Origin of the sequence: Bacillus sp. FSL E2-8868 (assembly GCF_038005505.1) — a bacterium.
GTDB classification, from domain to species: domain Bacteria; phylum Bacillota; class Bacilli; order Bacillales; family Bacillaceae_G; genus Bacillus_A; species Bacillus_A mycoides.
Genome location: NZ_JBBOTI010000002.1, coordinates 76,475 through 98,306 on the forward strand (window position 1 = coordinate 76,475; position 21,832 = coordinate 98,306).

A 21,832-nucleotide genomic window follows, 5' to 3' on the forward strand; every position below is an offset into this window, starting at 1 on the left:
TCCTACAAAATTCAGCTGAGTAACATAAAGACATCTAAATTGCTACCTTTATCGCCATCTATTGTTGACAACATATTTACCAACTATTAAAAAGAACCTATCAAGGGTTCTTTTTTATTATAATCATTCAAATTTCACTTCTATCTTGATACTTAGATTTCTACACAAATTACATCTACTTTTTTACTCTCAATTATTGAATTTATAATATAGTACTTCAATTTTAGTTATTCTTGATCTCAATCCGTTTAAATTAATGAATAAAATTCAAACATATAAAAATAATAACTACAACTAATCGTTATATATTAAAGAGGTGTCAATTTTGTCCTTAAATGAAAAGACCCTAGAAACAAAGACAGATAAAACCATTGAAAAAATCCAAACAAGTAACTTAAAAGAACTTAAAAATACATTAGCTAACATCTTTGATATTAGTGCAGATTTGATTGAACATCCTTTGCAATTAAAAACAAACACGAATATTTTACTATATTATTTTGAAGGCCTTACAGATGGTGTTGCATTAAAAGGAAATGTTGTTACACCATTATTACAAGAAGTGAATGAAGACAGTCAAATATTTAATTCTAATATTATTGCTACTCATACCAAAATAGTATATACGTGGAATGAAATTAAAGAAGGATTACTTGAGGGACAATGTGTACTGTTTATGGAAGGAGAAAAGAGGTCCCTTCTAATAAATACAAAAGGCTGGGCAGAAAGAGCGATTCAAGAACCCATTTCAGAAGTTACTATTAAAGGCTCACATGATGGGTTTATTGAGAATGCCACAAAAAACATAGGCTTAATTCGTCGATATATTCCTTCTACTGAATTGAAAATTAAAAAAATGACAATTGGAGAACGCGCCACTTCTTTAGTCTATTTAATTTACTTAGGGGATGTAGCAAACGAAGATGTGGTCCAAGAAATAGAAACTAGAATCTGTAAAATTAAAACGGATGCGGTATTGAGCATTGGAGAACTATCTAATTTTACAAAGGATCAAAATTGGACTCCTTTTCCACAGGCTTATTTAAGTGAACGCCCAGATGCCATTTCTAATCATATACTTGATGGAAAAGTAGCAGTGTTAATTGATAGATCTCCTGGTGCGATGATTGTCCCAATGAATTTAATTGGATTTTTTCAGACTCCAGATGATTATAATATACATTGGCTCATTGCATCATTTTTTCGCTTATTACGATTTGCAGGATTTATTATAGCTATTTTTTTACCCGCAATTTATATTGCTATAGTCTCTTTTCACTTTGAAATCATTCCTTTAGATCTATACACTTCTATTGCAACGTCAAGAGTTAAAGTCCCTTTCTCTCCTTTATTGGAAGCTTTTATAATGGAAATCACACTAGAAATGCTACGTGAAGCTGGTATTCGCTTACCACAACCAATTGGACAAACAATTGGAATTGTTGGAGGGATTGTAATTGGGCAGGCGGCTGTTCAAGCTGGTCTTGTGAGTAACGTTATGGTTATTATCGTATCTATTACCGCCATTGCATCATTTATTGTTTCTAATTATGATTTATCAAGTTGTATTCGGCTTATTCGTTTTCCAATGATGTTATTAGCCTATTTTTATGGGATTGTAGGTATTGTTAGTGGATTAATGCTCTTATTTGCTCATTTTGTTTCATTAACTTCCTATGGTTCACCATATGGATTGCCAATTGCACCATTTCGTCTCCAAGAGTTAAAAGATTCTTTTGTAAGATTTCCTATTTCCATGATCACCACCCGCTCGAGTACAGGACAGCCGGAACAAAAAAAGAAAAAAGAAGGTGGTTCGCATGGGGAATCTTAAATTTCAAAACATAACTTTATTTGAATTTATTGTTTTCATCCATTCACTGCAACTTGCATCAGGTATGTTAATTATGCCAAGCCCACTTGCTACTACCGCTGGCACAGATGGCTGGATTTCTATCATTCTGGGATGGATGGTTACTTCTATAATTGGCGTATTTATTGTATTAATGTTACAAAAAAGTCCTAGCAAAAATTTCTCACAGATTTTAAAAACATACTTTGGTAAATGGCTAGGAACAATTTTTCTTCTTTTATATGCCTTTTATCTATTTTTTGCTGGTTTTAATACTTTATTAAAGGCAACTGACATTATAAAAGTGTGGATATTCCCTTCCACTCCTGCTTATCAAATCGCCATATTATTACTATTGCCTTTTATTATTTTATCATTGAGTGGGATAAGGGCTCTTACTAGTTATTCTATGCTTGTTTTCTTCTTCACTGCTTGGATGCCACTATTTCTTCTGTTTTCATTAAAGAGTAACTACAATCCTTTACACCTACTACCTATTTTTAAAGATGGCATATCCCCTATTGTAAAAGCAACAAAAGAAACAATTACCCCTTATGCTGGCTTAGAAATTGCATATTTTATTTATCCGTTCTTACAAAAAAAACAAAAAGCCATAAAAGGAATACTAATAGCGAATACTGGAACCATGTTTTTCTATCTATATGTGACTATTCTTTCTTATATATACTTTAGTCCGGAGGGGATAAAAGACGTAATTTGGCCAGTATTTCATTTGTTAAAAGGGGTTCGTTTTTCATTCATAGAACGATTAGAAATTATATATATCGCTTACTATTTGATTGTATTTTCTACTACAATATATCCGTATTTATTTTTCAGTTTTGAATCTGTGACCATTTTATTTCAAAAAAATGCTCGCAATTGGGTGCTCGTTAGTTTTATGTTTTTAATAGTCGGCTTATTTATTTTTCTAAATCCCGACGTGGATCAATATTTGTTTATATATTCTCTTATGGATATCTTAAATATCATTTTTTTTATTCTATTACCAATCTTTTTTTTCGCATACAGCATTCTTTTCACTTGGTTAACTAGGAGGAAACAACTTTGATTCGAAAATGGATATGGATTGTAACTTGTTGTGTATGTTTAATCGGTTGTAGTCAAAGAATCCCTCTTGAACAGGTTTCATTAATCCTGTTAATCGCCTTAGATAGAACTTCTAATGGAGACATAAAAGTGGGCACAAGCATACCACTCTTTCATCATAAACAGCAAAGAAGTACTATAGAGCAATGGACGCGGGCATCCACTGTATATAATGGATTCAGTAAAATAGATACGAAGTTAACGGGCTATATGACAGCCTCAAAAGCTGAAATCATTTTAATTGGGAAAAAATTGGCCCAAGAAGCAAATTGGATGCAGGAGCTTGATTCTTCTTACCGTGATCCTTACGCTACCATTAATGCTAAAGTAGTACTTGTTGATGGACCTGTAGAAGAAATTTTCACAATTAATAAGCCCGATAAACCATCACTACCATCTTACATAAGTAGTGTAATCGAATCCTCCATTCAAAATAATCAATCCGTTTCTTCCACGATTCAACAATTAATGAGAGAAAAAAATGAAGAAGGAATGACACAAGCTGTTCCAGTTATAAAAAAAACAAAGAATGAAATCGACACGGTAGGAATTGCACTTTTAGATCGACAAGGTAAATATTTAAGCCGTATCCCTAAAAAAAATGTTAAGTTCTTCAATCTTTTAAATAAGCCCAAAAATAAAGGCCGGATGATACTACACCTTGTGCTTCCACCTAAAAAATCCAGCCAAAAACCAAACACTTCTATATTAATACAGAATGCGACTAGGAAAATAGATGTTAATTTTCAAAAAGGAAAGTTTGTATTTAATTTCGATATAAACGCTAATGTAGCTATAATAGAAAAAACTAACGCACATTTAATTAAGGAGCATTATGATAATAAAAAAAACATACATAATTTAGAAAATGAGGTTCAAAAAGAAATTAATAAGAAATTACAAAATATGTTGTATGAATTACAAAAGAATAAAATTGATCCTATCGGATTATCGTTATATGCTAGAGCTTTTCAATATAACGAGTGGAAAAAACTAAAAGGAAATTGGTTGCAAGCGTTAGCAGAGGCTAAAATAACTGTAAAAACACACGTCAAAATAAAAGATACTGGGACCATTAGAAATTAGATTAGCCTATTCTTTTATTTGACAGCATTTCTCAGTCGAATTTCCCTTCCTCAATAATTATGATATAAAAGACGCTAATTCAAAGAAAAATCTTTCGGTTAAATGCTAACCAATAGATTTTTCTTTTTTCTCTAACCAGTTCTTTTAAAAGGGCAACAATTTAACTACGGTAATCAAGTACAAGTTTCTAATTTAAGGAATTTAAGAACTTATAACTCTATTGCAGTAAACATGCCAGATACCATTATCAAAGCCGAAATTCCTAAGTTAAGGGGTTTCGGCTTTTTGAGTTCGTTCGAATATCTTAGTTTTAGTTTTATGTACTTTGATAGAATAGATACACATCAGCATATTTGTGCTTAATTTTATCGTTTAATGCGGCTTTAATAAATCATTTTTAGTTTATATATCCCATAGTGATAGCAATTGAATTTTATTATTTATCCCCTTAGATTATTTCAAATGATTCTATTTTCTTTCCATTTGACTCTTTTGATATATTTCAAATTTCTTGATTACATCTTGTATAGGGGAGCCCTTCTTTTTTCCACGTAAGAAATCCTCCCTTTAAATTAACTACTTTCTTTATATCAGCTTTTTGTAAAATGCTAGCTGCTATAGCAGAACGTAACCCCGTTCGACATTGTAAAACTATTGGACAATTTTTCGGTACATCATCTAGCCGTTCAAGTAGATTACCTAAAGTGATATGTATTGCATCATGAAGATGTCCTTCATCCCACTCTTTTTTACTACGCACATCGATAACCTTTACACTTCCATCTTTTATTAACGGATATAATTCATTTGATGTTTTTTCCTTATAAATCTCTAAACTATGGAATCTTTGAATTACCTTTGAAGGTGCAAAAGCAATAATATTATCTAAGCCAATGGACTCAAAGTCTCTAATAACTTCCTCCACTTTAACATTTTCCGCATCTAAAATTATTAAAGTTTCTTTTTTATAATCTAATATCCCCCCACACCAAGTTGTGAAAGAATTGTTATAAGGTATGTTAATTGACTTCTCGATGTGGCCAGCAGCAAAACACTCTACATCCCTTATATCAACTATTTGCTGAACACCCCTCATCACTTCTTGAAGTTCTTCTATTATATAAATAGCAGTAATCTCTCTCTTCTTACGAGTTGGTGGACCATACTTATTTAAATGCTTCATTAATGGAAAATACTTTGGAGGCTCTGGCTGTCCCGTCAATAAATTCGATATAAAATTATCTTCATCATTACATTGAAACGCCCAATTAAACATCTTTTCATAACCTAATGTGGAAGTTGGAATTGCTCCTAATGCTTTTCCACATGCACTTCCTGCACCATGTGATGGCCATATTTGCAAATAATCGGGGAATATTTTTATTTTTTGTATAGAATCAAATAATTGTTTCGCTCCTATTTTTGCGGTATCTTTAATACCAACAGCAATTTCTAATAAATCGGGTCTACCTATATCTCCTACAAATATAAAATCACCTGTGAATATTCCTATCGGTTTATCATTCATATAATTATTTTGACTTGTATCGGTTACTAAAAAGGAAATACTTTCAGGCGTATGCCCTGGGGTATGAATGACATTGAATTTTATATGACCAACCTTAAACTCTGTTCCCTCTCTAACCAAATTGTATCGGCCCTCGTTAAGATTTTGATATTTCCAATCACTATCTCCTTCATCTGATACATATAAATTTGCATTAAAAAGAAGGGAAAGTTCTCTAGACCCAGATAGAAAATCTGCATGAATATGAGTCTCAGCCGCAGCAATTACTTCCATTCCCTCTTTCTTAGCAAATTCTATATATTGTTCTATATAGCGGCTGGGATCAATAACAATTGCTACGCCTTCCTTCTGACAACCAACTAAATAGGAAGCATGAGCTAATTTTTCATCATAAAAATATTTTAAAAGCATAGCTATTCCCTCCAAATGCTTATTTCAAATTACTTCTCGGTTGTTACAACAACTCTCTATCTTTCCTTATAGAATCCCTTTCAACATTAAATTCCAATACATATAGGGCAACATATACCTTTTAAGTAAAAACATACTATACCGTTCTTTCGCTTGATTAAACGGAAACGTTTCTTGAGGCTCATGTTCATAGTTAAATTCAGCGAGTATAAGACTTTTATATCCTGTAACAATCGGACAGGATGTATACCCATCATAATTAGCCTGCAAATCTCTTCCATTAAGTACGTCCAAAATATTTTGTTTTAAGACAGGTATTTGTTTTCGAATTGCCGCTCCAGTTTTAGATGTAGGTAAATTGGTACAATCTCCAAGTCCAAAAATATTCTTATATTTTACATGCTGCAAAGTATAAGGACTTATATCTACCCACCCCTGATAATCACTTATCTCACTTTCTTTAATAAAGTTAGGTGGCCCCATTGGTGGAACAACATGTATCATACTATATGGTACTGTTTCTCGTTTCAGTGTTTGCGTATCTTCAAAAATTGCTTCTCTCTTTTCAGCGATAATTTCTACTAAGTTTTTATTATAGTTCGTTATAATTTGCTTTCTTTCTAGTACTTGTTCTAATGTTTCAGCATAACGCGGTACCTGAAATATGTTAGCGTTCGCAGAATAAAACATTACTTCACTTCTGTTTTTCAAACCGCCATTACAAAAATACTCTTCTGCTAAATACATAATTTTTTGTGGGGCGCCACCACATTTAATAGGAGTATTGGGGTGGGTAAAAATCGCATTTCCTCCTTTGAATTTTTCAATTTCTCTCCAAGTAGAATCAACATATTTATAAGAATAATTGCTACAAACCCCATTGGTCCCAATAGACTCCTTTAAGCCTTTAATACCACCCCAATTTATTTGTATACCGGCTGCTACAATAAGAATCTCATATTCAAGTAGCATTCCATCATCTAAAAGTATCTTATTTTGATCTGGAAACAACTTAACAACACTTTTAGGAATCCACGTTGCTCCTTTTGGAATAAGTGATTCTTGATCACGCATCGTACATTCCTTTGAAACGATTCCTCCCCCAACTAAACTCCATAGTGGTTGGAAGTAATGTTTTTTAGATGAATCGATAATAGCTATACTTTCTTTCAATAGGGATACATTTCGTAACAAATGTGCAGTAGAAGATAGTCCTGCAGTCCCAGCGCCAATCACAATAATTTTATAATTATCTCTGGTCTTCATTATCCTCTTCCTATCTGAATTTAATTTTTAAGTTAACTAATTATTAGCCTTATTTCATCGTAGTAACAATATTATAAGATAAAAATACTATTATTTCATCTTATTAAAATGAATATTCCGTTAACTTTATCCGTCGACATTACTATATGCGTAAATCCCTTATGTTACTTCTTTAATTTGTTTCAAACTCTACAAACTTTACATTTCTCAATATTAGCCTGTATCCTATCTCACTTTAATGACATTACACTTCTATAGATAATGAAATGCAAGTTTCTTTGGTATGGTTTGTCCATCCTCCTTTTCAGGAGATAGACAAAAACAATCTTATTCCAATAGCTATATTACCTATTCTTTTTTGAATCTTTGTTATAAATATCTATACATGCATTTGAGAACGTCTTTGTTGTTTTTCCAGTCCCTCAATAATGTGAGAATTGCTATTACCATATTTCCCGTAGCCTTTGATTTATAGGGAGCTGAAAATAGTACATACCAACCCGACTGGAATATTGAACACCTCATAACAGGAGATAATTTCTACTTAACTCAACGTTTTGGTAGAGCGCATTTTGGTGCCAAAATGAAGATTTTCAAGGTTCACCCTGACGGTACTTTACAACGCTTTATTACAATTGAACCAGAATTTATTACTACGCCTAAAGGGTTAGAAATTTGGAGAACACCAATTACAAATGTATATACTAAAGGGACATATATTGCAGTAATTAAGTATAACGGAGAATTTACCTACTCAAATCATTTTCAAATTAATTAACTCTTTCCTACTCAGTAGCTAAAATTGATTAATTAGGTAGCTATGAAGAATTAAGATCTTAACCAGCTTCAATTGGATTTTAACTTTTTTAATATAAACACATTTTACCTTTAATAGAAGTAAGTTAACTATTATATCCACCTACTCTTCGTATGCAATATTGCATACGAAGGGCCTTAAATATTTTGGTATACTATGCATGTGGATTTTTCATCCAAAATTCCACTCAAACGCATATTTATGTATATGCCGACCCTAATTGCTAAAAGTGAGAAGAATGTTATTCATTCTTCTCACTTTTTTTATTTAAAATGTGTGCTTGTACTTAGGTCTTTAGATATTTTACATTTTGAATCTTAATACTAATCCACGTATGTGAATTTCCTTATAAAAATAAACTCCAAAATAGAATTAATCTTCCAAATTCCACCTATGGATTCAGTTGTTTTCTAAAAAACATTCCAGCGTTTTTATCAATTGATTTTAGAATAGTTAAATAATAATACCATATACAAGCTCTGCATAAATTATTCATTTTCTTTTATATAATACCTACCTTTTTACTTCTGATAAATCATTAAACATTGGATTATATTTCACTTTTATATAAATAAAAGCCAAATAGCCGTTCATAATGAACGACCATTTAGCATCTTACTAATAATTTGAATGTTCTTCATGTTAATCTATTTTGTTTAATCCCGTAGAAGTAACTTGATAGGTTCTTTTTTTACCTATATATTCTTGTTTATTATTCTCAAGGTTAATAAGTGTAGCCCGTGTCTTTTCCTTTACTGCTTCCCCTTCTATATGGGTAAACTCGATATAATCTCCCACTTTGACTGGCACAGTTTGTCTTTCAGCAGTTTGCTGTCTATTTCCCACTATTTCCTTATTGTACACAACACTACCGGATGAATTCTGTACTTTGATACTTGCATACGTATTATTAAAATAAGAATGTGGTACGCCTGCTTCTAAATTCACCTGCATTTTCTCTGTTACCCTATTATAATCTACTTTTGCGATTTCTCTATCACTATATCCCTTTAAAGACCAACCAAATTGATTTCCGTCTAAAACCGTTGCTTCTGGCATCTTTTCTACTTTCTTCAGACCTTCTTTTGTAACTTCGTACATTGCTTTTTTTCCAAAGCTCTCTTGTTTACTGTTGTCTACATTTGTGAAAGTAGCTCTATGCACACCTTCTAAATGTGTTAACTCAATATAATCGCCTACTTTAACTGGAACTTTTTGCAATTCAGCATTTTGTTGTTTGTTTCCATAAATGTCTTTCTTGTATACTACTTTCCCTGATGCATTTTGTACTTTAATACTTGCATATGTTTCATTAAAATAATGATGTGGTACGCCTGTTTTTAAGTCAACTTGCATTTCTTCTGTCGACTTATTGAAATTGATTTTAGCAAACTCGAAATCACTAATTCCTTTTAGTGACCATGCAAATTGATTTCCATCTAAAATTGTTGCTTCTGGCATTTTTTCTACTTTCTTCAAGCCTTCTTTTGTGACTTCATACATTGCTTTTTTTCCAAAGCTTTCTTGTTTACTGTTGTCTACATTTGTGAAAGTAGCTCTATGCACACCTTCTAGATGTGTTAACTCAATATAATCGCCTACTTTGACTGGAACTTTTTGCGATTCAGCATTTTGTTGCTTGTTTCCATAAATGTCTTTCTTGTATACTACTTTTCCTGATGCATTTTGCACTTTAATACTCGCATATGTTTCATTAAAATAATGATGCGGTACACCTGCTTTTAAGTCAATTTGCATTTCTTCTGTCGACTTATTGAAATTGATTTTAGCAAATTCGAAATCACTAATCCCTTTTAGTGACCATGCAAATTGGCTTCCTTCTAAAATATTATTTTCATTAGGCACATCTGGTTTAATTGGATTAGAATCCGTACCCTTCCAAATCTCTGCTGTTAAAATTGGATATCCTAATGCAGCCACTTTTTGAATGGTATCGTTATTTGGACGCAATCCCCACTTCTCAAAGAAAGGTATCAAATTTTGTTTGGCTACTTTTGATGCCGAAATCATAAATAATTGTTTTTTATTTTCATCAGTTTGTGGAAGTTCACTTGAAGACATGTCTCTATACAATTGATGCAATTTAGGATAGAAGTCCTCTCCATATGCTAACTGTAGTTGCCAAAGCATAACAAGCTTAACAAAAACATCACTAACTTCGTCATAATTTTTATTAGGTTGTTCTAAGTATTGAAATGCCTTAGTATAAGCGCCCTCCTGTTGCAATCTAAAAGATTGATTAGATGTAAATGCTTTTTCTACAGAAAGGCTGTAAATATTATTTTGTACTTCTGTCATATTATAAAACTTCCAAGGTGATTGCTGTCTCAAATGCCCTGCCTCATGCCAAGGACCCCAGCCATCTTTTATAAATTTATTAATATTTAACACGTATTGGATTGCATCTCCTACATATGCGGTTCGATAAGAAGTTGCATACATATAATAATCGGGAGAATGATTTTCTTCTACGTAATGAATATAATGTTTATCTACTTGTTCCTCGGATAAACCAGCTACTTTGTCTTGAATTCGAGTAGCTTCATCCATCTTTTTTAAGAGTTGTACAGGATCTGTATTAGAACCTAACAAATATTTCTTAACACGTGCAGGGCTGGCCGTAATTAATACACGTTCTCCTTTTAACTCCACTGCATGTGCATTGGGATATTGGTCCAGCATGTTTATTAAATCTTGTTTCGTATGCTTTCCTAGTTCAAAAAAAGGAGTAGTCGTTCCACCTGTTGTGACTGTTGTTCGAATGGTACCACCTTGTTGTTTATTATAAAAATAAATCATCCCCCCATTTGGAGATTGGATTGTGTTTATACCAGGTTTTAATGTAAATGATTTTATTTTAGAATCTTCTCTCCAAGAAGCATCATACGAATACGTTCCAATGTATGCTTGAATATTTTGATTTCCTTCTACATTAATCGTTATTTGTTCATTTGGCTTTGCATATAAACCAGTGGGTTCATATGGACTAAATGCCATACTTTTTCTTTCCTGTTGTTTCAGTACCTCAACATCCCCTTTTCCTGGGACTGTATATATTCTGTTTTCTGATTTAACTGACTTTTCTTCTTGCAGTGATGTCGATATTTTTTTTTGCTGCTTTGTTTCCTCTGCAAAGACATCTGATGAAGAAACCATTACAGTCGTAAGCATAGTTACTGTAGCAGTAGCTGCAAGTATTTTTCTAGTTTTATATTTTGAGTTATTCCCCATATTATCTCCCTCATTTTCCCTTAGTACATTTAAGGATTATTATTTTATTTATTACGTTTTTACACCAAAAATTTTTTACGCTATTTATGTTGTATCTAATACTCTATTTTTCCTCATAATAGTCTCCTTTTCTTTATTTCTAATTGTTTATAAATGTTATTTGATGACACATAAAATAACAACTTTACGATAAACTCATCAATAACAACCTATTATGTTTTGATTTAGTATTCTTAACTTCCATCTAATTGTATAAAAGTATTCAATTAGGAAAATAAGAATATAAAGCTCACTAATCATAGATTAGGTTTTACGGAAAAATTCATAAAAATCATTCACTTTAAAATTTCATACTTGTATAACTATTTTCTACATATAGGATGGAATTATAAAAATATTTCAATAAATTGAAAAGACAGAGGCCTGATGATACCTCCGTCTTTTCAATTTATAAAGAACAAAAAATCATTTTATAACTGTATAAATGCCCTTGCAACAAATACTGTATTCCGCTATTTTTTTGAAGAAACAGGATCCATTTTTAATGTTTTTATCCCTTCTTTTAATGTAAACGCATCCGCTCTCAATGTTTTCCAACTATCTTTCGCTGCATTCAAATTAGGTTTTAGGAATTTGAATTTATTTTGATCCGCTTTTTGGGATGCTTTATCAATATGACTAAGCACTCCCGAATATTGAGAATCTAAATCATGCCATTGTGCAGACATATAGGTAAGTGCATTAATAGCCGATCCAATCGCATTGTGCATTTCATTAATATTATTATACGCAACACCAACTACACGATTTAATGTTACTTTATAATCTATAGTCTGACGTAATTGTGCTAACAACGGCTCTAACGTACCTAAATTATTTCTTGCTACCCCTATCATTACACCACCAGCAATCCACGTAGGAATTGAGGGAATTGATACAGTTATTATTCCATCTGATTCTACTTGTTTAAAATGTCTTACTTGCTCTAAAACTTCATTTAGGCGCTTTTCATCTTCATCAATTCCAGATGCTTGGTTTTTCAGAATCGAATGCAAAATATCTTTATGACCTCCAAATGCCCGGACATCTTCTCCAATACTATCTCTTAACTTAGCTAGTTCTTGTATTAAATTCTGTGTATATGCTTGATTTTGTTTAATCTCACCTTGTAAATCTGTCATGCCTTCTTTTAATGTGTCTGCATCCCCTTCATTAATCGCTTCTACTAATGTGTCATAATAATTGTCGAATTTAGTATCATACTCTACAATCCCCGTCAGTGTATCTAAAAGTTGTTTTTTTATGTGTGAATCCCATTTCGTAGCATGCTCTCTTGCATTCTTTTGATCTTGTAGAATTTGACTAGGTAGATTTGTATATCCTTTAATGTCAATGCCTTCAAAGTTAACATCTGGGTTTTTAATTAACAAATAAGAGTAATCATTCATGGATTTTGCAAATACCCCAGCATCTTGCAAAGCTTTTTTCATCTTTTCGCTGTTTACAGAAAGAGATATATCTTCGGTACTAGTTTGTTCCATTTTACTTTCACTTGCGAAGGCTGCCACTGGAGAAACTACAGTAGTTGTTGTCAGAGTTAAAAACGTCGATACAGCAAGTAGTTTATAAGGAAAGTTTTTATTCATTTTAATTCCTCCTATACATATATATTGATTTTTAATTTGTTTTTTCTTGTTTAAAAGCAATGTCTTTTGAAATGAATTCTGCATCCTTATGAATATCATTCCAACTTTGTTTTGCAGCCTTTAAATCATCAGGTATTAAAGAAAGTTTATGTTCTTGCATTTGGTCGATATTATCATATAGATCTTTATAATTCGCTCCCATCGTATTCCATTGTTGCTGAATACTTGTTAGAGACATAATTGCTTGATCAACTGTTTGATACAAATATGTTAAAGTGTCTTTTGTATTAGTAAGTGAAATAACTGCTTGGTTAGCTAAATCAGCTTTCATACTTAATTCTCCAATTTTATTCGAAATTTCATTATAGGAGTTCATATGATTAGATGCCTCAACACCAGCTGCTGTTCCTAAACCGATACCAGCTGCCCCTAGAGCCGTTAGACCACCAACAACAGCTGGTGTCGCTGTGCCACCGGTCACAACAATTACTACCGCTCCTGCAATCGTTCCAATAACTAAAATAGCTGCTCCTAATCCACCACCAATTGACCAGGCTAATACATTATCAAAATGTGCTTTCTGCGTAGAACGTAAATTCTCAATTTCGGCCTGAAGTTGTGGGACTAGTGCTTGTTTTCCCGCTAATATAGCCGTTAATCCCCCTTGTCCATCTGGACCTCCAACATTATTTTTAAAATCTACAGTATTTGTATACAACTTTGTTTTGAAAGCTTCTAACATCTTAATAATTTCCGTAACTTCATTTGAATTTGTATGAATTGTACCGATTAAATCCCCTATTCCTTCTTTGAGGCCCGCCTTATCTTTCTTTTTTACAGTATCTACTAGTGTGTCGTAATAATTTTGAAATTGTTCATCATAATTTACAATATTACGTGCTGTCTTTTGAATGTTTGGCTTCGCTGTATCTAGCCAGTAATTTGCATTGATTCGTGACAGTTCTTGATTCAGGTGAATGTTTTTGATTAATTCTCCCCCTCCTGAACCTAAATCAATGTTGGATAAATTTACATTCGGTTGCTTAATCATTGTTTTTGCGTACAAATCCATTACAAGAATATGAGAGCCTGTTTTAGCCAACACTTTCTTTAACCCTTCAGGTCCTAACGCATAATTTTCTATTTTCTGTTCTTGTGCTGTCTGTTCTTGTGCAAGTGCGTGAATAGTACTACCATTCGTAGCAGTTATAACCGTTGCTAAAGTGGCCAAAGTTATGACCTTAAATGGAAATTTCATTATTTGATTCTCCTCCTTATTTTCAATTGATTTATTATCTTTTCATTAAACCTAAATTCTTAATATTAAAATTTATGGACTTGTTCTTCGAGTTGATTTGTTACATTTTTTAGTCGTCTTAATGTATCTTTTTGAGACTGAGTGTTACTAGTATCAACTTCAGTCAATAATTTTTTAATACTATTATTTATTAGATTCAAATCCTCTTTATAACGTTTCATTAGCTCAATTTCTCCATCTACTTGATTAGCAAATGTATGCAAATCATTTTGCATGAAAAGAATCATTGATTTTTGTAGATCTGCTACTGTTAATTTAGTTGTTAAGTCATATAATTTCTGATTTTGTTTCTCTAAATCATTTAAATATACTCTTTGCTCTGCTGTTAGTTTATTAATTTCGGCAAAGGTACTATATGTTTTTTTAATTTTTTCAGGATCAATCACTTTCATAAGATCATACTCTTTCGTTTTTGTAACTGCAGCTGCAGCAATCTCACCTTTTTTACTTTTCTCTATCGCTTCACGTGCTTCTTTTTTTGCAGCTTCAATTTCTATAGCTGATTTTCCCTTTTCTGTTGCTTCCTGCTCTGCTTTCTTCTCTGCTTCTACAATAGTATTATTTATTTCTTTTCCTTTGTTATACGCTACTACCGCTGTTTGAGCAGCCGGTTCAATGATATCTTTTGATAGGCTATAAATTTCTTGGAATACCTTTAGCCCTTGTTCATTTAAAGCTCCTGGTAATAATGCTATTTGCTCTAAAGCATTTTGAATTGATTTTTTTGTATTTAGCATTTCATTTTTTAACTTGTCTATTTTTCCTGTTCCCTCTGAACTAAGTACACTCTGTGCTTTTACCACATCTGTATCAAGATTTTTCAGTTTCTTATCTACCTGTAGTTTAAGATCTGTTAACTCATTAATCTGACGTTGCACGTTTTCTTGGTTTGTTATAGTCATATCTTGGAGAACTTCCAGTCTATCTATAAACCCTTCTTTATCTTCCTTATTATCTACAAATCCTTTTAATGTTGGATAATAGCTATTAAATTTGGTTGCAAATCCTTTACTTTTTGAATTTAGTAGAATTAATTTTGGATATAGTTCTGATGACCACTCTTTCATATCTTGTTTAATTAGAAATTGAGTTGTATTTAAAGATGGAACTTCTTCAAGTTGCACATTCGGACTTGCTAAGGCTCCATCTATAAAGGTTTGTGTTAATTTGGAGTGTGCACCTATTTTTCGTAATGCTGAGGAAATATCTATATTTTCTTGTTTCATTTCTGCCTGAACGATTGGCGTTGCGAGAGTATTGATAGGAATAGTCGCTCCAGTAACGATTGATGTTATTAAAAATCCTGTCATAATTTTATTCTTCATTCCGTACACCTCTTCACTATTGTCTTTTACAGTTTTAATCGTAAATGTTGTACAACCTAACGTTAGGATTTCTTCACATATACTTGAGGATAAAGATTTTTCCAAAAAAGTAATTACATCTCGTTTTTTATTTATTTTTGATAGAATATAAGGACCTTACTCCCCCCTCATTTTAAACACTATGTTTTTCATAAGTAAACCAGAAAATCGCTTTGATTAAATTTGATTTTTCAGATATTAATTATTCAAATTATAAAATATTATATTTAAAAAAGTTAAATCCAAATTTCATTTCATAAAGTGAAATAATTATACTATGATAATTAAACATAAAAATCCTTTTATTCCCCAAATCCTATATGAATCCCTCATCCGGAAATGATTTTAATATAATTTAATAGTGATTGACGCATATGTGTCTTTTATATGGATATGTAAAATTACATATTCATATAGGAGTAACTAGCATATATACGCCAAAATATTATTATCGTATATATAATAATCATGTTACTACGAACACCACAGGAGAAAACTCCCCTCATGCACTTTAGAGGATAAATTATCCATGAAATAATAATTTTTGCTTGTATACTTACTATTATTATAGGAATACAAAAAAGCGATTCTTTTCACAGTAAAAGAATCGCTTTCTAGGTTCCTATTTTCAATTACATTACATAAAGAATTGAGAAATTATCATTTAAGAGCCTTAACTATCACTTCAGTTGCCTCTGCAATTAGTTGATTATCATAGGCAGCCTCTTTTTCATCTTTACTAGATAAAATTGCGATGATAATGGGTGCTCTATTTGGCGGCCAAACGATAGCAATATCATTGCGTGTCCCATAACTTCCAGCTCCTGATTTATCTCCAACTATCCAGTCAGTTGGTACGCCTGCACGAATAAGTTTGTCTCCTGTAGCATTTCCTTTCATCCACTCTGTAAGAACTTTACGTTTATCAGCTGGAAGTGCATTTCCGACCGTAAAAGCTTTAAGATTCGTAGCAATGGCTTTCGCTGTACTAGTGTCACGAATGTCTCCTGGAGTAGCTTCGTTTAACTCTGGCTCAAAGCGATCAGCTATAGTAACCCGATCACCCATCTGTCTAAGTGCTTTTTCATATCCTTTAGGTCCGCCTATTTTATTAAATAAAATGTTCCCGGCGGTATTATCACTGGAACGAACAGCCGCCTCTGCAATTTCCCCAAGTTTCATGCCTGTATCTACATGTTTCTCTGTAATGGGTGAATATTCAACTAAGTCGTCTTTCGTATAAGTGATAACTTCATTTAATTTATCAATTGAGTTTTGCTGTAGCAATACTCCTGCCGCTAATGCCTTGTAGGTTGATGCAAAGGCAAATCTTTCGTTAGGTCGATAAGCAATTGTTCGATTTGTACCAGTATCAATAGCATACACACCTAATCGAGCATCAAATTTTTTCTCAAGTTGAGAGAATTCTTTATACGTCGCATGATTTTTATGTTTAACTGGTCCGGTCTTTTCTTTCGCTTCAACTTGCAATGCCCCTCCTGTAAAAACTTCTAGGCTTGTAAGACTTAAACCTAATATACCAACACATAAACCTATTTTTAACATCCTCTTGTTTTTCAAAATCATCATTCCTTTCAAATTTTCAATACTGAAAACAAGTAGTAAATTCAATACACTGTATCCTATTTGAAAACCTGTTTTTATACGTACACATAATAGACCATCTAAGAAACAAGTTTGTTCCATAAATTTAAAACCTTTTTAACTAGTAGCCAAGATATTAACAAAAGTAAGAGATAGCAACTATGATAGCCGCTATCTCTTATTTCAAATCTTCCTTTTTCTTTAACTTATAAAGGCTTTTATATAAACAGGGTCTCTTCCCCTGAGAAAAGTGCACAAATTTTACTAATTTTGATTCGAACTATCTATACTAGCAGCTTCACCATGTATACGTTGCTTTTTTAAATCAAAGTATACATCTAAAATTTCCTTTCCAATTATAGAATTAATTCCATTTTTATCATCATGAAGCCATGGGACTACTACAGAAAATGCTACTTCTGGATTATCATATGGAGCATATCCAACTAATGTTAAGTTATAACATTCCATACGTTCTCCTTTTGCATTTCTACCAATTGGTTCATCTCCACCATATACAGTTTGAGCTGTCCCTGTCTTTCCTGCTGGTTTATATGGCGCATTTTTGAAATACTTCACGCCAGTTCCATCACCTTCTTGGAATACCCATCTAAAGCCTTCTTTTATCCGATCAATATGTTCTTTCTTCATATCAACTCGATTTAATACGACAGGCTCCATAGAGCGTATAACTTTACCGACCTCTTCTTCTTTTATTGATTGCTCTCGTATTTCTTGTACAATTTGGGGTTGCATTCTATATCCACCATTTGCAATAGTTGAAATATATTGTGCCAATTGCAATGGCGTATACGTATCATACTGACCGATAGAAAAATCTAGTAAAAACCCAGGTTGACTATCTACTTTTCTCGTTTGCCCAATTATTTCATTCGGTAAATCAATACCTGTTGGGACACCTAGACCAAATTGTTTAAAATAATAACGCATTTTATCAAATGCTTCTTGTTTAATATCCAATGAACCATTTGGTACGTAATTAACTCCCGCAATTTTTAAAGCTGTCTGGAACATGTATACATTCGAAGATACTTGTAAAGCTCGTAAATCATTAATATTACCAAATCCGGATACATTCCATGATTTCTTGGCTTGTGTACCTTTAAATTTCATCGGTGCATCATAAAATTGATCTCCTGGCTGTATTGCCCCTGTCTCATATCCAGTTAATAACGTTGCGCCTTTTACAGCTGATCCTAGCTCATACGAAGTTGTCATGTTACCTAATGCCAAATCCTCAATCTCTATTTTCCCTTCTTTTTCTACAATCTTTTTGCCTGCCATAGATAAAATCTGTCCGTTATTTGGATTTGTCATGACGACAAACGCTCGGTCCAACAATGGCTCTGAACTCTTAAAAGCCCTCAAATTTTTCTCTATACTTTCTTCCACTTTCTTTTGTAATTCCATATCAATCGTTAATGTTAAACTACTACCACTTTTTCCTTTAGAGATTATTTCTGTGTTTATAATGTTTCCTGATTTATCAGTAATGTTTTTCACTTCTTCTTTTGTGCCGTGTAATACATCTTCATATCGTTGTTCAATATAACTTTTTCCTACACGATCATTACGGTTATATCCACGTACCAAATAAGAATCTAAGTTTTCTTTCGGTAATCCTTCTTCACTACTTGTAATATTACCTAACACGGAACGAAATAAATTACCATTTACATAATTACGTTCCCAATCAACTGTTGTATCTACTCCTGGAAACTCCGCAAGTTTTTCACTTATCCGCGCATATTCTTGATCTGTCACATCTTTTTTTATAATTTGTGGTGTCAGTTGATAACCTGAACTCATTTTACTTTTAATAGCTAACACCTTTAAATCTTGTGCTGTTAATTCTGCCAATTCTACTTCTGTAACGCGACTTCGTCTTAAGTCTTGAATTTTTTTGTCTAGTTCTTTTCCCTCTATTCCCTTTTCTTTAAACTTTCCTATGTCGTTTTTAGTAATCTTTGATTCCGCACGTTTCATATTCAATTGCATCCAGAAATCTTTTTTATCGATATCGGTTAATTTATTTATATCTTGCTCAGGCATTTCAAGTACCTTCGCCAAGTCTTTTGCTGTTTTTAAAATATCTTCACTCGTAATCCCCTTCACCCTTGTATACGTAATTGTGCGAAGAGATTTATTATTAACGACCGTTTTCCCTTCTCGATCTAGAATCTGTCCACGTGGAACTGGTATACTAGTTGTTTCATTTTGACTGTTTTCCACTTGGTTCTTATAAGCCTCTCCCTCAACGATTTGTACTTTTCCTAGCTGCATAATAATAGCTGAGAATAGTACAAATATGCAAAGGAACATTATATTCAATCGAATAGATATATATGTCTTCTGTTTCTTTACTTTTTGTTCTTTCATAAATCCTCCATATAATTCTTCAGGAAATCCTCACTAATACTTAGTAAATAAATATACTAAAAGCGTTCCCTATATATTAGAAACCACTATTCAGTTATAATAGTGTCTTATCTTTTTTGTTAAATCCTTGTAAGCATCCATTCCTTTTGGTTTAGCCGCGTAATTGATAAATCTCCCTTCCTGTTTTTTTCTCTATTTTTTTGTCGCCTGCATTAGAAATGCTAAACTGTATAATGACTCATATTAAGCTTACACATAGACTTACTATTAACATGTACTTTTTTTCATACTGATTGTTCCTTTCTTCATGCTGTAATACTTAATAGACAACCTAAGTAATAAAGTTGTTCCACATTTACAAAAAAAATAATTAACTATAAGATGGAATAGGCTACATAAGGGAGGGTTATATGTTACATACGAAAAGATGGAGATTTTTTGCGGTTCTTTCTATTGTAAGTGTGATTTTACTAATTTTATTAAAAATCAACTTCATTTCAATTACTATCGCAACTTCTTCAGCTGAAAGAGGAAAAATTCTTGATCAAAATGGTGTAATACTAGCTACAAATAAGAAAGTTAAGTCTCTATATTGCACTTCTAATGATGAAAAACTATCGAATAAAGATACATCAAACACATTAGCTTTTTTCAATCAATTTTCAAACGAGTTTCAAGATGACATTTCTACAGAGGACATAAAATCTCAATTACAACAATCCTGTAATAAGCAGACTATGAATGAAATATCCTTATACTCTGATATAAATGAAAATGAAATTTCATTCATAAACAAGAATAAACCTAAAAATGTAGTGATCAAAGACGAATTCATTCGATATTATCCAAAGAACGAAATTGCTTCACAAGTAATTGGGTATGTAGAAAATGACCTTAATTCTAAGTATGGACCTATTGGTAAAAGTGGGATTGAGCTTCAATATGAAAATGATTTAAAAGGAAAACCCGGAAAAACTCTGATTTTTAAAATTAACAATAAGAAATTCTTATGGAACATCCAAACAGTACAACAGGGAAAAGATGTCAGGCTAGCTTTAGACTCTAAATTGCAGCAAAAAACAGAGGAAGCACTAAGATCTCAAATTAAGAAAGTACCTGATGCTAATGCTGGTTATGCAGTAGTAACCGATGTAAAAACTGGCGCAATATTAACTATGGCCAATTCGGCAGTTTTTGATCCAAATATATTAAATACACATGTATCATCTAAAAAAGAAAACATTAAATCCCTTTCGCAAAATAAAGCAATTCAAAAATTAAAGTATGGTGAATCTTACGTAAATATGGCCTCTACTATAAAGCCACTTACTATTTTAATCGGATTAAACGAAAAGCTTTTTCAACCTGAAGATACATATTTGGATAATGGTAGTTTTCAGTATGATAATCAAAATAAAATCACTAATGCTCCTGGAACACCAACAGGTGAAATTACACCGAGTCAAGCTATCATTAATTCATCAAATACATTTATGACAGCAAAAGTAGCTCTCCCCTTATTCAACCGAAATAATGGGAATATAGAAAAAGTAGCAAATATATGGACAGATTATTTAAAGCAATTTGGCCTCCGCTCTAAAACTGGTATTGATTTACCCTTTGAAGAAGACGGAGAATATGAATTTCATCCATCTAATAAGTTTGAAAATGGAATCTCTGCTTTATTAAATGCATCTTGGGGAGGAAATGAAGTACACACCCCTCTTCAACTTGCTCAATATGCAGCAACTTTGGCAAGTAAAGGTGATAAATATAAACCTCAAATCGTAAGTGCTATTATTGGTCAAGACGATAAGGAAACAAAAAAGTTTAAACCACTCTTAGAAAGTTCAAATCGTTATCCTATGAAATTTTGGGGTGTCGTGCAAGGTGGGATGAGTCAAAATATAGAGGAGATTAAAAACTTGCCCTTTCATGTCGCGGGTAAAACAGGGATAACTGGCTCTCCGAACGAGCAAGAAAGAATGATAAATCATTCTCTTTTCATTGCATATGCTCCTACCGAAGATCCAAAAATTGCTATTTCTGTCGTTATTCCTGGTAGTAATTCGGAAAAAAATATTGCTGCTCTCGTTACATCAGAAATTTTAGAGTGCTGGAATTCACTTCAAAAAGAGGATAAAGATAAAGAGGAAGGTTCATTAAAGTGAACCTTC

Annotated in this window: 13 protein-coding genes; 5 read left to right on the forward strand and 8 right to left on the reverse strand. The window is 32.5% G+C overall.

Annotated features, from left to right (window positions below):
* Positions 1 to 325: 325 nt before the first annotated feature.
* Genes NSS74_RS11400 through NSS74_RS11410 form a run of 3 tightly spaced genes read left to right on the forward strand, consistent with a single transcriptional unit; the run spans position 326 to position 4,048 of the window.
* Entirely contained in the window at positions 326 to 1,834 is a 1,509-nt protein-coding gene (locus tag NSS74_RS11400; RefSeq protein WP_002141831.1) for a spore germination protein, read from the forward strand.
* The gene (locus NSS74_RS11405; protein ID WP_002136423.1) at positions 1,821 to 2,924 is read left to right on the forward strand and encodes a GerAB/ArcD/ProY family transporter; all 1,104 of its coding nucleotides are present in this window, start codon (positions 1,821 to 1,823) and stop codon (positions 2,922 to 2,924) included. Before NSS74_RS11400 ends, NSS74_RS11405 begins: the two co-directional genes overlap by 14 nt.
* Complete coding sequence (locus NSS74_RS11410) at positions 2,921 to 4,048, forward strand: Ger(x)C family spore germination protein (protein WP_002141830.1); 1,128 nt, start codon at positions 2,921 to 2,923, stop codon at positions 4,046 to 4,048. The genes NSS74_RS11405 and NSS74_RS11410 overlap by 4 nt, the downstream gene beginning before the upstream one ends.
* A 502-nt stretch (positions 4,049 to 4,550) precedes the next feature.
* Here NSS74_RS11410 and NSS74_RS11415 read toward each other — a convergent pair.
* Together NSS74_RS11415 and NSS74_RS11420 are read right to left on the reverse strand one after the other, a co-directional pair.
* Positions 4,551 to 5,987 carry an MBL fold metallo-hydrolase gene (locus NSS74_RS11415; protein WP_340813623.1) on the reverse strand — a complete coding sequence of 479 codons (1,437 nt, stop codon included), beginning with the start codon at positions 5,985 to 5,987 and terminating at the stop codon, positions 4,551 to 4,553.
* Between the two features lie 66 nt (positions 5,988 to 6,053).
* Complete coding sequence (locus NSS74_RS11420; protein WP_002141828.1) at positions 6,054 to 7,253, reverse strand: NAD(P)/FAD-dependent oxidoreductase; 1,200 nt, start codon at positions 7,251 to 7,253, stop codon at positions 6,054 to 6,056.
* A 523-nt stretch (positions 7,254 to 7,776) separates the two neighbouring features.
* Between NSS74_RS11420 and NSS74_RS11425 the strand changes: the two genes are divergently transcribed.
* Positions 7,777 to 8,031, forward strand: a complete 255-nt coding sequence (locus tag NSS74_RS11425; protein WP_080019764.1) for a DUF5065 family protein — start codon at positions 7,777 to 7,779, stop codon at positions 8,029 to 8,031.
* Positions 8,032 to 8,712: 681 nt separating this feature from the next.
* On the opposite strand, the gene NSS74_RS11430 is transcribed toward NSS74_RS11425, so the two are convergent.
* The 6 genes from NSS74_RS11430 to NSS74_RS11455 all read right to left on the reverse strand — a co-directional run bounded on the left by NSS74_RS11430 (position 8,713) and on the right by NSS74_RS11455 (position 19,655).
* Positions 8,713 to 11,322: a putative mucin/carbohydrate-binding domain-containing protein gene (locus NSS74_RS11430; protein WP_002141827.1), complete on the reverse strand. Its 2,610-nt coding sequence runs from the start codon at positions 11,320 to 11,322 to the stop codon at positions 8,713 to 8,715.
* Positions 11,323 to 11,834: 512 nt separating this feature from the next.
* The gene (gene hblA, locus NSS74_RS11435; RefSeq protein WP_002141823.1) at positions 11,835 to 12,968 is read right to left on the reverse strand and encodes a hemolysin BL binding component B; all 1,134 of its coding nucleotides are present in this window, start codon (positions 12,966 to 12,968) and stop codon (positions 11,835 to 11,837) included.
* A gap of 31 nt (positions 12,969 to 12,999) precedes the next feature.
* Positions 13,000 to 14,229 (reverse strand): hemolysin BL lytic component L1, encoded by a 1,230-nt coding sequence (gene hblD / locus NSS74_RS11440; RefSeq protein ID WP_157404376.1) that lies wholly within the window; start codon positions 14,227 to 14,229, stop codon positions 13,000 to 13,002.
* A 62-nt stretch (positions 14,230 to 14,291) separates the two neighbouring features.
* Positions 14,292 to 15,611 carry a hemolysin BL lytic component L2 gene (gene hblC / locus NSS74_RS11445; RefSeq protein WP_002141820.1) on the reverse strand — a complete coding sequence of 440 codons (1,320 nt, stop codon included), beginning with the start codon at positions 15,609 to 15,611 and terminating at the stop codon, positions 14,292 to 14,294.
* Between the two features lie 699 nt (positions 15,612 to 16,310).
* Positions 16,311 to 17,237 carry a class A beta-lactamase Bla1 gene (gene bla, locus NSS74_RS11450; protein ID WP_372488648.1) on the reverse strand — a complete coding sequence of 309 codons (927 nt, stop codon included), beginning with the start codon at positions 17,235 to 17,237 and terminating at the stop codon, positions 16,311 to 16,313.
* Positions 17,238 to 17,519: 282 nt separating this feature from the next.
* A complete protein-coding gene (locus NSS74_RS11455; protein WP_002141818.1) occupies positions 17,520 to 19,655 on the reverse strand; it encodes a peptidoglycan D,D-transpeptidase FtsI family protein in 2,136 nt (711 codons plus the stop codon).
* Positions 19,656 to 20,065: 410 nt separating this feature from the next.
* Here NSS74_RS11455 and NSS74_RS11460 point away from each other — a divergent pair, with 410 nt between their 5' ends.
* Entirely contained in the window at positions 20,066 to 21,826 is a 1,761-nt protein-coding gene (locus NSS74_RS11460; protein WP_002141817.1) for a peptidoglycan D,D-transpeptidase FtsI family protein, read from the forward strand.
* The last annotated feature ends 6 nt before the right edge of the window (positions 21,827 to 21,832 follow it).